General features: G+C 58.1%; 9 protein-coding genes and 4 tRNA genes. 11 read left to right on the forward strand and 2 right to left on the reverse strand.

Going from position 1 to position 13,065, the window contains the following annotated elements; genetic code table 11:
- Positions 1-142: 142 nt before the first annotated feature.
- Complete coding sequence (gene folD, locus ACM6IP_RS22320; protein WP_095167791.1) at positions 143-997, reverse strand: bifunctional methylenetetrahydrofolate dehydrogenase/methenyltetrahydrofolate cyclohydrolase FolD; 855 nt, start codon at positions 995-997, stop codon at positions 143-145.
- Between the two features lie 276 nt (positions 998-1,273).
- On the opposite strand from folD, the gene ACM6IP_RS22325 reads away from it, so the two are divergent.
- The 10 genes from ACM6IP_RS22325 to ACM6IP_RS22370 all read left to right on the forward strand — a co-directional run bounded on the left by ACM6IP_RS22325 (position 1,274) and on the right by ACM6IP_RS22370 (position 10,683).
- A tRNA-Arg gene (locus tag ACM6IP_RS22325) sits at positions 1,274-1,350 on the forward strand.
- A gap of 32 nt (positions 1,351-1,382) precedes the next feature.
- Positions 1,383-1,458, forward strand: a tRNA-His gene (locus ACM6IP_RS22330).
- Between the two features lie 57 nt (positions 1,459-1,515).
- A tRNA-Leu gene (locus ACM6IP_RS22335) sits at positions 1,516-1,600 on the forward strand.
- Between the two features lie 78 nt (positions 1,601-1,678).
- A tRNA-His gene (locus ACM6IP_RS22340) sits at positions 1,679-1,754 on the forward strand.
- A 404-nt stretch (positions 1,755-2,158) separates the two neighbouring features.
- Complete coding sequence (tig, locus tag ACM6IP_RS22345; protein WP_095167793.1) at positions 2,159-3,469, forward strand: trigger factor; 1,311 nt, start codon at positions 2,159-2,161, stop codon at positions 3,467-3,469.
- A 91-nt stretch (positions 3,470-3,560) separates the two neighbouring features.
- The gene (gene clpP, locus ACM6IP_RS22350; RefSeq protein ID WP_095167796.1) at positions 3,561-4,196 is read left to right on the forward strand and encodes an ATP-dependent Clp endopeptidase proteolytic subunit ClpP; all 636 of its coding nucleotides are present in this window, start codon (positions 3,561-3,563) and stop codon (positions 4,194-4,196) included.
- 113 nt (positions 4,197-4,309) lie between these two features.
- Positions 4,310-5,593, forward strand: coding sequence for an ATP-dependent Clp protease ATP-binding subunit ClpX (gene clpX, locus ACM6IP_RS22355; protein WP_095167797.1), 1,284 nt, complete (start codon positions 4,310-4,312; stop codon positions 5,591-5,593).
- A gap of 182 nt (positions 5,594-5,775) precedes the next feature.
- Positions 5,776-8,172: an endopeptidase La gene (gene lon / locus ACM6IP_RS22360; RefSeq protein ID WP_095167799.1), complete on the forward strand. Its 2,397-nt coding sequence runs from the start codon at positions 5,776-5,778 to the stop codon at positions 8,170-8,172.
- 147 nt (positions 8,173-8,319) lie between these two features.
- The gene (locus tag ACM6IP_RS22365) at positions 8,320-8,592 is read left to right on the forward strand and encodes an HU family DNA-binding protein (protein ID WP_002552737.1); all 273 of its coding nucleotides are present in this window, start codon (positions 8,320-8,322) and stop codon (positions 8,590-8,592) included.
- A gap of 231 nt (positions 8,593-8,823) precedes the next feature.
- Complete coding sequence (locus ACM6IP_RS22370) at positions 8,824-10,683, forward strand: SurA N-terminal domain-containing protein (RefSeq protein ID WP_320334032.1); 1,860 nt, start codon at positions 8,824-8,826, stop codon at positions 10,681-10,683.
- Positions 10,684-10,754: 71 nt separating this feature from the next.
- Here ACM6IP_RS22370 and ACM6IP_RS22375 read toward each other — a convergent pair whose 3' ends face one another.
- On the reverse strand, positions 10,755-11,960 hold the full coding sequence (locus ACM6IP_RS22375; protein ID WP_320334033.1) for an MFS transporter: 1,206 nt from the start codon (positions 11,958-11,960) through the stop codon (positions 10,755-10,757).
- 125 nt (positions 11,961-12,085) lie between these two features.
- Here ACM6IP_RS22375 and ACM6IP_RS22380 point away from each other — a divergent pair, with 125 nt between their 5' ends.
- A complete protein-coding gene (locus tag ACM6IP_RS22380; RefSeq protein ID WP_095167804.1) occupies positions 12,086-12,985 on the forward strand; it encodes a LysR substrate-binding domain-containing protein in 900 nt (299 codons plus the stop codon).
- Positions 12,986-13,065: the final 80 nt, after the last annotated feature.

Here is a 13,065-nt window from a genome sequence, read left to right on the forward strand (position 1 = left end):
GTTCTTCGCTGGGCAGCGCAAAGCCCTTGTTTTCGAGTAAAAAACAGGGCTTTTCGACGAGTAGCCGCTGGCGGTGCCCAGAAACGACAAACCCCGCCAAGGGACGGGGTTTGCATTTTGAAACACCAGCTCGAGCCCAGAGTTACCCGTGCAGGGTTTCCGCGGCATACAGGGTGTTTTCCAGCAGGCAGGCACGGGTCATCGGGCCGACGCCGCCTGGCACCGGGGTGATCCAGCCAGCGCGGGGCAGGGCGGTTTCGTAGATCACGTCGCCGACCAGCTTGCCGTCGTCCTGGCGGTTGATGCCGACGTCGATCACGATCGCGCCTTCCTTGATCCACTCGCCCTTGACCAGGCCCGGCTTGCCGGCGGCCACTACCACCAGGTCGGCGCGGCCGACGTGGCCGGCCAGGTCCTTGGTGAAGCGGTGGGTCACGGTCACGGTGCAGCCGGCCAGCAGCAGTTCCATCGCCATCGGGCGACCGACAATGTTGGATGCGCCGACAATCACCGCGTCCATCCCGTAGAGATCGGCCCCGGTGCTTTCCAGCAGGGTCATGATGCCTTTAGGGGTGCACGGGCGCAGCAGGGGGATGCGCTGGGCCAGGCGGCCGACGTTATAAGGGTGGAAACCGTCGACGTCTTTGTCCGGGCGAATGCGCTCCAGCAGTTTGGAGGCGTCCAAGTGTTCCGGCAGGGGCAGTTGCAGCAGCACGCCGTCGATGTTCGGGTCTTCATTGAGACGGTCGATCAGGTCGGTCAGGGCTTGCTGGGTGGTGTCAGCGGGCAGGTCGTAGGCTTGGGAGAGGAAGCCGACCTCTTCACAGTCTTTACGCTTGTGCGAGACATAAACCTGAGAGGCGGGATCGCTGCCGACCAGGATCACCGCGAGGCCTGGCGTGCGCAGACCTTGCTGGCGACGCTCGGCAACACGTTTGGCGATCTGCTGGCGCAGGCTGGCGGCGATCGATTTGCCGTCGATTAGTTGTGCAGTCATTGCGCGTGATTAACCATCGAGAGGGGGAAGAAAAGAGAGCGCATTCTCGCATGCCAGGACGTGAGGGCAAAGGCGCTTGGTCTGCAAATTCCCCTAAGCCCTTTAATTAAATGAATTTTTCTCAAAAATCATTTGACGACCTGTAGGTGGCTCTATACTATTCGTCGCACTTGTCGGGCACAGCCTAGCACTGGTTAGGAAGGTCGAGCGGAATCAACATTCTGCAAGACTGGAAAGCACTTAGTTTGTAGTCCTCCAAGAGTACAGATTAATAAGGCGCCCGTAGCTCAGCTGGATAGAGCATCCGCCTTCTAAGCGGATGGTCGCAGGTTCGAGTCCTGCCGGGTGCGCCATTAGGCAGCTTTGGCACAAGTAACGCGATATGGTGGGCGTAGCTCAGTTGGTAGAGCACGGGATTGTGACTCCCGTTGTCGTGGGTTCGATCCCCATCGTCCACCCCATATTTCGAAAGGCGCCCGATTAACAGTCTGGCGCCTTTGCTTTAAAGGCTTCAACTCGCGGATGTGGTGGAATTGGTAGACACACTGGATTTAGGTTCCAGCGCCGCGAGGCGTAAGAGTTCGAGTCTCTTCATCCGCACCAAATAAAGCTTCATTCATGTCGGTTGGCATGGGCGGGGTTCAACGAAGAAGTGATTTGGCTTCTTTGTTACGCAATATGGTGGGCGTAGCTCAGTTGGTAGAGCACGGGATTGTGACTCCCGTTGTCGTGGGTTCGATCCCCATCGTCCACCCCATATTTCGAAAGGCGCCAGATTTAACAGTCTGGCGCCTTTTTTGTTTTTGCTGGCTAGAAAGTTCAGCGGCTGCAGGTACTGGGCCGTAGGGGCAGGGCGTTTCGTCGTATTTGTGTTTCTCGATGATGCTGCGCTGCCCGCTGTTCCTGCTCGCAGGATCGGCTGTCGGGGTCATGCCCAGTCGCCTCTTCTATATAAAGGAAGGGTTGGCGCAGAGCCCTGGCGTGATTGGCTGTATTTGCCATGGGGGCGAGGTGCTTTGGTGTATCCGCCCTTATAAATTGCCTGCTGCTTTTTTACCCGTTCTCAGTAGGGTGACTTCTTGAGTTTGACCCACTAGAATGCATGCCCTTGATTCTGGGGTCGGAAACGGCCGGCTAACGTCTGTGCAACGAGGAATATCCATGCAAGTTTCTGTTGAAAATACTTCTGCTCTTGAGCGCCGCATGAGCGTCACCGTGCCGGCTGAGCGCATCGAGACTCAGGTCAACAAGCGTCTGCAGCAGACTGCCCAAAAGGCCAAGATTGCTGGCTTCCGTCCAGGCAAAGTGCCAATGAGCGAAATCAAGCGCCGTTTCGGTGCTGATGCTCGCCAGGAAGCTGTAGGCGACGTGATCCAGTCCTCCTTCTACGAAGCTGTGGTTGAGCAGAAGCTGAACCCGGCAGGTTCGCCATCGATCGAGCCAAAATCGCTCGAAGCTGGCAAGGACCTGGAATACGTTGCTGTGTTCGAAGTGTTCCCTGAGTTCACCGTTGCCGGTTTCGAATCCATCGCAGTCGAGCGCTTGAGCGCTGACGTGGCGGACGCTGATCTGGACAAGATGCTGGACATCCTGCGCAAGCAGAACGTGCGTTACGAAGCAGTCGATCGCGCTGCCCAGAACGATGACCAACTGAACATCGATTTCGTTGGCAAGGTTGACGGCGAAGTGTTTGCCGGTGGTTCCGCCAAGGGTACTCAGCTGGTGCTGGGCTCTGGCCGCATGATCCCGGGCTTCGAAGAAGGCCTGGTAGGCGCCAAGGCGGGCGAAGAGCGCGTTCTGAACCTGACCTTCCCGGAAAACTACCAGAACCTGGACTTGGCTAACAAAGCAGCCGAGTTCACCGTAACCGTGAACACTGTTTCCGAGCCGAAACTGCCTGAATTGACCGAAGAATTCTTCGCCCAGTTCGGTATCAAAGAGTCTGGCATCGACGGTTTCCGCGCCGAAGTTCGTAAGAACATGGAGCGCGAGCTGCGTCAGGCGATCAAATCCAAGGTCAAGAATCAGGTAATGGACGGTCTGCTGGCCGCCAACCCGATCGAAGTGCCTAAGGCCCTGCTGGAGAACGAAGTGAACCGTCTGCGCGTGCAGGCTGTTCAGCAGTTCGGTGGCAACATCAAGCCTGATCAACTGCCTGCCGAGCTGTTCGAAGAACAAGCCAAGCGTCGCGTTGTGCTGGGTCTGGTCGTGGCTGAAGTGGTCAAGCAATTCGACCTCAAGCCTGACGAAAACCGCGTACGTGAACTGATCCAGGAAATGGCTTCGGCCTACCAGGAGCCAGAAGCAGTAGTGTCCTGGTACTACAAAAACGACGAGCAGCTGAACGAAGTTCGTTCGGTTGTGCTGGAAGAGCAAGTTGTGGATACTGTTCTGCAGAAAGCTAGCGTGACCGACAAATCGGTCTCTTACGAAGAAGCGGTCAAGCCGGTAGAAGCTCCACAAGCCGACTGATTGTTTTTGCGTTAGAAGCACACACATAAGCCAGCCTTCGAGCTGGCTTATGCGTATTCAAGACATAACTATTTGGGAGTGACTGCAGAGCATGTTCCGTAATTCGTATATTCAGCAGAACTCTGATATCCAGGCCGCAGGCGGCCTGGTCCCGATGGTTGTCGAGCAGTCTGCTCGTGGCGAACGCGCCTATGACATCTACTCGCGCCTCCTCAAGGAGCGGGTGATTTTTCTGGTTGGTCCGGTAGAGGACTACATGGCCAACCTGATCTGTGCGCAGCTGCTGTTCCTTGAAGCGGAAAACCCGGACAAGGACATCCATCTCTATATCAACTCCCCGGGCGGTTCGGTGACAGCGGGCATGTCGATCTACGACACCATGCAGTTCATCAAGCCAAACGTGTCGACTACCTGTATCGGTCAAGCGTGCAGCATGGGTGCATTCCTGCTGACGGCCGGTGCTGCCGGCAAGCGTTATTGCCTGCCGAACTCGCGTGTGATGATTCACCAGCCACTGGGTGGTTTCCAGGGCCAGGCCTCGGATATCGAAATCCATGCCAAGGAAATCCTCTTCATCCGTGAGCGTCTCAATACGCTGATGGCCAAGCATAGCGGGCACACGCTGGAAGAAATCGAGCGTGACACCAACCGCGATAACTTCATGAGTGCAGAAGCCGCGCGTGAGTACGGCCTGATCGACGAAGTGATCGCCCAGCGCCCAGCTTAAAAATAAGCAGCTCAAAATAGGCTTGGTGGGCTGGTCTGATCACCGGCGGGCTTGAAAAAGCCCGCAATAGCCTTCATCTTGTGTTGCAAGCCTATCGGATTTGGATCGAACGAATGACTGACACCCGCAACGGCGAGGACAACGGCAAGCTGCTCTATTGCTCCTTCTGTGGCAAAAGCCAGCATGAAGTGCGCAAATTGATTGCCGGCCCCTCGGTCTTTATCTGCGACGAGTGCGTCGACCTGTGCAATGACATCATCCGTGAGGAGGTGCAGGAAGCCCAGGCCGAGAGCAGCGCGCATAAATTGCCTTCGCCTAAAGAAATCAGCGGCATCCTTGATCAATATGTGATTGGTCAAGAACGTGCGAAAAAGGTTCTGGCCGTAGCGGTATACAACCACTACAAGCGCCTGAACCAGCGTGACAAGAAGAATGACGACGTCGAACTCGGCAAGAGCAACATCTTGCTGATCGGCCCGACAGGCTCGGGTAAAACCCTGCTTGCCGAAACCCTGGCTCGTCTGCTGAATGTACCGTTCACCATCGCTGACGCGACCACCCTCACCGAGGCGGGTTACGTAGGCGAAGATGTCGAGAACATCATTCAGAAGTTGCTGCAGAAGTGCGATTACGACGTAGAGAAAGCTCAAATGGGCATCGTCTACATCGATGAAATCGACAAGATTTCGCGCAAGTCTGACAACCCGTCCATCACCCGGGATGTTTCCGGTGAAGGCGTGCAGCAAGCCTTGCTCAAGTTGATCGAAGGCACGGTCGCTTCCGTTCCACCACAAGGTGGTCGCAAGCATCCGCAGCAGGAATTCCTGCAGGTCGACACTCGTAACATCCTGTTCATCTGCGGTGGTGCGTTCTCCGGTCTGGAAAAGGTTATTCAAAACCGTTCCACCAAGGGCGGCATCGGTTTCAACGCAGAAGTTCGCAGCAAGGAAGAAGGCAAGAAGGTGGGTGAGTCCCTGCGTGAAGTCGAGCCTGACGATCTGGTCAAGTTCGGTCTGATCCCGGAATTCGTTGGCCGTCTGCCGGTGCTGGCGACGCTGGACGAGCTCGACGAGGCTGCTTTGATGCAGATTCTCACCGAGCCGAAAAATGCTCTGACCAAACAGTATGCCAAGCTGTTCGAGATGGAAGGCGTTGATCTGGAGTTCCGCTCCGACGCCCTGAAATCGGTCGCCAAACGTGCCCTGGAGCGCAAGACCGGTGCCCGTGGATTGCGCTCGATCCTCGAAGGTGTACTGCTCGACACTATGTACGAAATCCCCTCGCAGTCCGAGGTGAGTAAAGTAGTGATCGATGAAAGCGTTATAGAAGGCAAGTCCAAGCCACTGTATATCTATGAAAACAGTGAGCCGGCTGCCAAGGCAGCGCCAGACGCGTAAGCGTCGCACTGCTGGATAAAGAAGGGGCCTTCGGGCCCCTTTGCTTTTGTACAGGCTGTTGCCGGCTGCGATCTTTATCGAGCGCTGCTAATCAGCTTGTTTTTTTGCAAGGCAGCCCCCATCTTGGTTTCAAGCTTACTTCCATCTGTTTACGGCCTTATGGCCGCCGTAGAGGCGAAATCATGAAGACAACCATCGAATTGCCTCTCCTGCCATTGCGTGATGTCGTGGTTTATCCGCACATGGTTATCCCGCTGTTCGTGGGGCGCGAGAAATCTATCGAAGCCCTCGAGGCCGCGATGACGGGCGACAAGCAGATCCTGCTGCTGGCCCAGAGAAACCCTGCCGACGACGATCCCGGAGAAGACGCGCTGTATCGCGTCGGGACCATCGCCACCGTGCTGCAATTGCTCAAGCTGCCTGATGGCACCGTCAAGGTGTTGGTCGAGGGTGAGCAACGTGGTGCTGTCGAGCGTTTCATTGAAGTGGACGGCCACTGCCGTGCCGAAGTTTCCCTGATCGACGAAGTCGACGCGCCAGAGCGCGAGTCGGAAGTGTTCGTTCGCAGTTTGCTGTCGCAGTTCGAACAGTACGTTCAACTGGGCAAGAAAGTCCCTGCCGAAGTCCTGTCGTCGCTCAACAGCATCGACGAGCCAGGTCGCCTGGTCGATACCATGGCCGCGCACATGGCGCTGAAAATCGAGCAGAAGCAGGAAATCCTCGAGATTCTCGACCTGTCGGCCCGTGTCGAACACGTGCTGGCGTTGCTGGATGCGGAAATCGACCTGCTGCAAGTCGAAAAACGCATTCGTGGCCGGGTCAAGAAACAAATGGAGCGCAGTCAGCGCGAGTACTACCTGAATGAGCAGATGAAGGCCATTCAGAAAGAGCTCGGCGACAGCGAAGAAGGCCACAACGAAGTCGAAGAGCTGAAAAAGCGCATCGATGCCGCCGGCCTGCCAAAAGATGCACTGGCCAAGGCCCTGGCTGAGCTGAACAAGCTCAAGCAAATGTCGCCGATGTCGGCCGAAGCGACCGTAGTGCGCACCTACATCGACTGGCTGGTCCAGGTGCCATGGAAGGCGCAGAGCAAGGTCCGCCTGGACCTGGCGCGTGCCGAAGACATTCTCGACGCCGACCACTATGGTCTGGAAGAAGTCAAAGAGCGGATCCTCGAATACCTCGCCGTGCAAAAGCGCGTGAAGAAAATTCGTGGTCCGGTGTTGTGTCTGGTCGGTCCTCCTGGGGTCGGTAAAACTTCCCTGGCCGAGTCGATTGCCCACGCCACCAACCGTAAATTTGTCCGTATGGCCCTGGGTGGCGTGCGTGACGAAGCGGAAATCCGTGGTCATCGCCGTACTTACATCGGTTCGATGCCAGGAAGATTGATTCAAAAGATGACCAAAGTAGGGGTGCGCAACCCGCTGTTCCTGCTCGATGAAATCGACAAGATGGGCAGCGACATGCGAGGCGATCCGGCATCGGCCTTGCTGGAAGTGCTCGACCCCGAGCAGAACCACAATTTCAACGATCACTATCTGGAAGTCGACTACGACCTGTCCGATGTGATGTTCCTGTGCACCTCGAACTCGATGAACATTCCCGCGGCGCTGCTCGACCGTATGGAAGTGATCCGCCTGCCGGGTTACACCGAAGACGAGAAGATCAACATTGCGGTCAAATACCTGTCGCCCAAGCAGATCCAGGCCAACGGCCTGAAGAAGGGCGAGTTGGAATTCGAAGCCGAAGCGATCCGCGACATCATCCGCTACTACACCCGCGAAGCCGGTGTGCGTGGGCTGGAGCGCCAGATTGCCAAGGTCTGCCGCAAGACTGTCAAAGAGCACGCGTTGGAAAAACGCTTCTCGGTGAAAGTCACGGCCGACATGCTCGAGCACTTCCTGGGCGTGCGCAAATTCCGCTACGGCCTGGCCGAGCAGCAGGACCAGGTGGGCCAAGTGACGGGTCTGGCATGGACCCAGGTGGGCGGTGAATTGCTGACCATCGAAGCGGCCGTGGTCCCGGGCAAGGGGCAATTGATCAAGACCGGTTCGCTGGGCGATGTGATGGTCGAATCGATCACCGCAGCCCTGACGGTTGTACGCAGTCGGGCCAAGAGCCTGGGGATCCCCCTGGACTTCCATGAGAAGCGCGACACCCACATCCACATGCCGGAAGGGGCTACGCCCAAAGACGGTCCTAGTGCGGGTGTAGGCATGTGCACGGCACTGGTGTCGGCACTGACCGGGATCCCGGTACGGGCGGATGTCGCCATGACCGGCGAAATCACCCTGCGCGGTCAGGTCCTGGCCATCGGTGGCCTGAAGGAAAAACTGCTGGCGGCACATCGCGGCGGGATCAAGACGGTGATCATTCCTGAAGAGAACGTACGCGATCTGAAGGAAATTCCCGACAACATCAAGCAAGATCTTCAGATTAAACCGGTTAAATGGATTGACGAGGTCCTGCAAATTGCGCTGCAATACGCGCCGGAGCCCTTGCCCGATGTGGCTCCCGAGATAGTTGCAAAGGATGAAAAACGCGAGTCTGACTCTAAGGAAAGAATTAGCACGCATTAGTACGTATTAGCCTGGGGGGCTTCCTTGACAGTTTTTTAGAGCCCTTGATATAAAGCGGCTCTTAAGTGTCTGTAGGCCATTCAGCACTCGTTTTTGCTTTCACCAAAAAACTTAGAATCATCTCAAATAGATATAAGGGGACTTAGAGTGAACAAGTCGGAACTGATTGATGCTATCGCTGCATCCGCTGATATCCCGAAAGCTGCTGCTGGCCGTGCGCTGGACGCTGTAATCGAATCCGTCACTGGTGCCCTCAAGGCCGGCGACTCTGTAGTTCTGGTAGGTTTCGGTACTTTCTCCGTGACTGACCGTCCAGCTCGTATCGGTCGTAACCCACAGACCGGTAAGACTCTGGAAATCGCTGCTGCCAAAAAGCCAGGCTTCAAAGCCGGTAAAGCACTGAAAGAAGCTGTCAACTAAGCCTCACTCGGTTTTTTGCCTATCCGGGTCGGGGTCATGCCTGACCTGGCAGCGGGGCGGTAGTACAGACGATTGGAATATTGCCTGGTACGCCGGGGATCGCGGGTTCGAGCCCCGTCCGCTCCGCCAGTTACGAGAAGGCGCATCCTCGGATGCGCCTTTCTTCTATCCGGATTCTACCCACGCTCCACGGTTGCCTAATTTTGAAGTTCAACCGTTTCTGGGGGACGCATGCTGCAAAATATCAGGGACAATTCACAAGGCTGGATTGCCAAGACTATTATCGGGGTCATCGTTGCACTGATGGCCTTGACCGGTGTCGATGCCATTTTCCAGGTCTCCAGTTCGAAAAACGAAGTGGCCAAGGTCAACGGTGAAGAAATCAGCCAGAACGAGCTGAGCCAGGCGGTTGATATGCAACGCCGCCAACTCATGCAACAGCTGGGCAAGGACTTCGACGCGTCCTTGCTGGATGAAAAAATGCTGCGCGAATCGGCCCTCAAAGGCCTGATCGATCGCAAACTGTTGCTGCAAGGCGCCCATGATTCGAAGTTCGCTTTCTCCGAAGCGGCTCTGGACCAAGTGATCCTGCTGACACCTGAATTCCAGGTCGATGGCAAGTTCAGTGCCGAGCGTTTTGACCAGGTGGTTCGTCAGCTGGGCTACAGCCGCCTGCAGTTCCGCGAGATGCTGGCTCAGGAAATGCTGATCGGCCAATTGCGTGCCGGCCTGGCGGGCAGCGGTTTTGTCACCGATGCCCAAGTGCTTGCCTTCGCCCGTCTGGAAAAACAGACCCGTGATTTCGCGACCCTGAACGTCAAGACTGATCCTGCATCGGTCAAGCTGACCGATGCCGAGGTCAAGGCTTACTACGACGAGCACGCCAAGGAATTCATGACACCTGATCAGGTAGTCATCGACTATCTGGAATTGAAGAAGTCGTCCTTCTTCGACCAGGTCACCGTGAAAGACGAAGCGCTGCAGGATGCGTATCAGAAAGAAATCGCCAACCTGGCCGAACAACGCCGGGCTGCGCATATTCTGATCGAAGTCAACGACAAGGTGACCGAGGCGCAAGCCAAGGCCAAGATTGAAGAGGTGCAAGCGCGCCTGGCCAAGGGTGAAAGCTTCGAGGCCGCGGCCAAAGAGTTCTCCCAGGATCCGGGTTCGGCTGCCAATGGCGGTGACCTCGGTTACGCAGGCCCAGGTGTCTATGACCCGGACTTTGAAACAGCGCTGTACGCGTTGAACAAAGACCAGGTCTCGGCGCCGGTTCGCTCCAGCTTTGGTTACCACCTGATCAAGTTGCTGGGTGTTGAAGCGCCGCAAGTTCCGAGCTTCGCCAGCCTCAAGGACAAGTTGACCCGCGACCTGAAAACCCAACAGGTCGAACAACTGTTCGTCGAGGCGACCAAGCAACTGGAGGACTCCTCGTTCGAAGCCTCCGACCTGGCCCAGCCAGCAGCTGATCTGAAGCTGACCGTACACACTTCCGCGCCGTTTGGCCGTGAAGGTGGCGAAGGCGTTGCGGCCAACCGTGCCGTGATCGCTGCAGCGTTCAGTCCAGAAGTGTTGGATGAGGGTGCCAACAGCACCGCCATCGAACTGGATCCGGAAACCGTGATCGTGCTGCGCGCCAAAGAGCATCGCAAACCTGAGCAAATGCCTCTGGCCAGCGTTGATACCGTGATTCGTGCGCAATTGGTCAAGGAGCACGCCAGTGCTGCGGCCAAGACCAAGGCCGAGGAGCTGGTTACCGGCCTGCGCGACGGCAAGACCGCGATTGACAGCCTGGGCTGGAAAGTTACCGAAGCGGCCACCCGTGGTCAGGAAGGTATCGAACCTGCTGTGCTACAAGCCTTGTTCCGCATGCCCAAGCCTGCTGCCAAGGATAAGCCGAGCTTCGACAGCGTGACCCTGGCTGATGGTAGCCTGGTGATCGTGCGCCTCAATGGGGTGAACGAAGCTGCTGCGCCTACTGACGAGGAGAAGGCTGAGTACCGCCGCTTCCTCGCGTCCCGCGTCGGCCAGCAAGACTTTGCCGCCTACCGCAAGCAGTTGGAAAGCGAGGCCGACGTCAAGCGTTACTGATGCCTGACTGACGCGTAAAGCTGCAAACAAAAACCCCGGCCACCAGGCCGGGGTTTTTTGTTGGCCGTCAATCAGCTCCGGGCGGGAAACCCATGCTGGCGGGCGTTGAAAACCACCAGCAGGCACAACAGCAGTAAGGCGCTGACCAGCCAGGGGAATGTCACTGCGCCCAGGTGCTCGAGCACCACGCCGCCGGCCAGGCCACCACCGGCCATCCCCAGGTTCCACATGGTCACCAGCATCGACTGTGCGGTATCCGCCGAGTCGCCGGCCGCTTTCGCCAGGGCGGTTTGCAGCAGGGTGCCCAGAGCGCCAAAGCCCAGGCCCCAGATGGCCACCGCGGCATAGATCAGCGGCGCCGACTCGCTGGCCGTCGCCATCAGCAGCGCCGCCACGATAAACAGCAAGCAACTGAGCAGCATCAGGGGGCGCAGCCAGCGGTCGATCAGCAGGCCAGCGATCCAGATACTCAAAAGCGCCGCGAGGCCAAACACTAGCAGCACCTGATCAGTTTGCCCGGTGAGGCCGGCGGGCTCGAGGAATGGCGCAATGTACGTGTACAGGATCGTGTGGGCCAGCACGTAGGCCAAGGTCACGAACAGCACCGCCTTCAAGCCGGGCAGGGCGATGACCTGGCGGAGCGGCAGGCGCTTGTCGGCGCTTTGTCCGGGGAAGTCCGGGACCTGCCAGCGGACCCAGGCGATCAGCGCCACGGTGATGACACTGATCAGGGCGAAGCTCGTGCGCCAACCCAGCATATTTCCCACATAGGTGCCCGCTGGAACGCCTAGGGACAGGGCCAGCGGTGCCCCCAACATGGCCACGGCGATTGCCCGTCCCTGCAGGTGAGGCGCCACCATGCGGCTGGCGTAACCGGCCAGCAGCGCCCAGAGCAACCCGGCGAAGACCCCGGCAAAAAAGCGCGCTACCAGGGTCAACCCGTAACTTTCGGACAGGGCGGTGACGCTGTTGACGATGCTGAACCCGGCAATGGCGATCAGCAGCAACGGACGGCGGCGCCAGCCGCGTGTGGCGATCACCAGCGGAATGGCTGCCAGCAACGAACCCACGGCATACAGCGTGACCAGTTGTCCGATCAGTCCGTGCGAGACATTCAGGCCCTCGCTCATGGGCAGCAGTAGACCAGCGGGCAGGGCTTCGGTCATCACGGTGATGAAGCCGGCGATGGCCAGCGCCAGCAATCCCCCTAAGGGCAGGCGTTCGGCGCGCTCCGGCGCCACCGAGGGCAAGGGCGCGAGCAGTTCGGGTTCGTTCATGGGCATGAGGTCCGTTTCAGAGGGTGTGTAGATGGCGCCAAGGGTAGTGCGCTGCACGCTCTGGAAAAACAGGCTAAGGTTCCGAACTTATCGGACCTGGATGTCCGCAATGGGGGGATGGAAGAATGGATAGCCTGGGCAGTATCTCGGTGTTTGTGCAGGTCGCCGATGTTCGCAGCTTCACTGAAGCGGGGCGGGTACTGGGGATTTCGTCATCGGCGGTGGGCAAAAGCATCGCCCGCCTCGAAGAGCGGCTGACGGTACGCCTGTTTCATCGCAGCACCCGCAGCATCACCCTGACCGCCGAAGGCGCGTTGTACCTGGAGCGCTGCCGGCGCATCCTGGCGGAAGTCGAGGCGGCCGAGTTCGAGTTGTGCAGCGCCGCCAGCGCGCCGAAGGGCAAGCTCCGTATCAGCGTGCCCCAGGTGCACAGCCTGGTGATGCCGGTGCTTACCGAATTCATGCAGCGCTACCCCGAGATCGAACTCGACATCGACCTCACGGACCGCATGGTGGACGTGGTCGAGGAGGGCTTCGACGCGGTGGTGCGCACCGGCAATCCCAAGGATTCACGCCTGATGGCCCGGGCCCTGGGGCGGTTTCGCCAGGTGCTGGTCGGTACGCCGGAGTACTTTGCCGAGCATGGCACCCCGCATGTGCCCCAGGACCTGGCGACCCATGGCTGTCTGCGCCATACCTTTCATGCCAGCGGCAAACTCGAACCCTGGCCGTTGCACGGCGAGGAGGATGGCAGCGACCCGGTATTGACCACCCGCTTCATCAGCACCTCCATCGAAGCCTTGTTCCACGTCGTGCAGCAAGGCCTGGGGATTGCCTGCCTGCCGGACTTCATGGTGCGCGAGGCGGTGGCGCAGGGGCGTTTGGTGCGCGTGCTGGACACGCACCTGGAGCACCAGGGCACTTTCTGGATCCTCTGGCCGTCCAGCCGTTATGCGGCCGCCAAGGTCCGGGTGTTCATCGATCACCTGGGTGCGCGACTTTTTCCGCTAAACGATGGTCAGTAGAGGGGTCAGGTGTGCAACTCACTAATCCATGCGCCGTCACGGGGTGAACTGTTGCACAATACGCCCCGTACCGATTTCCT

It is taken from the genome of Pseudomonas sp. IT-P176 (genome assembly GCF_949767245.1).
Taxonomy (GTDB): Bacteria; Pseudomonadota; Gammaproteobacteria; order Pseudomonadales; family Pseudomonadaceae; genus Aquipseudomonas.

Coding starts and splice junctions, on each gene's coding strand:
- lon (WP_095167799.1), top strand. CDS start 5,776: ATGAAGACAACCATCGAATTGCCTCTCCTGCCATTGCGTGATGTCGTG.
- clpX (WP_095167797.1), top strand. CDS start 4,310: ATGACTGACACCCGCAACGGCGAGGACAACGGCAAGCTGCTCTATTGC.
- ACM6IP_RS22375 (WP_320334033.1), bottom strand. CDS start 11,960: ATGAACGAACCCGAACTGCTCGCGCCCTTGCCCTCGGTGGCGCCGGAG.
- ACM6IP_RS22370 (WP_320334032.1), top strand. CDS start 8,824: ATGCTGCAAAATATCAGGGACAATTCACAAGGCTGGATTGCCAAGACT.
- folD (WP_095167791.1), bottom strand. CDS start 997: ATGACTGCACAACTAATCGACGGCAAATCGATCGCCGCCAGCCTGCGC.
- clpP (WP_095167796.1), top strand. CDS start 3,561: ATGTTCCGTAATTCGTATATTCAGCAGAACTCTGATATCCAGGCCGCA.
- ACM6IP_RS22380 (WP_095167804.1), top strand. CDS start 12,086: ATGGATAGCCTGGGCAGTATCTCGGTGTTTGTGCAGGTCGCCGATGTT.
- tig (WP_095167793.1), top strand. CDS start 2,159: ATGCAAGTTTCTGTTGAAAATACTTCTGCTCTTGAGCGCCGCATGAGC.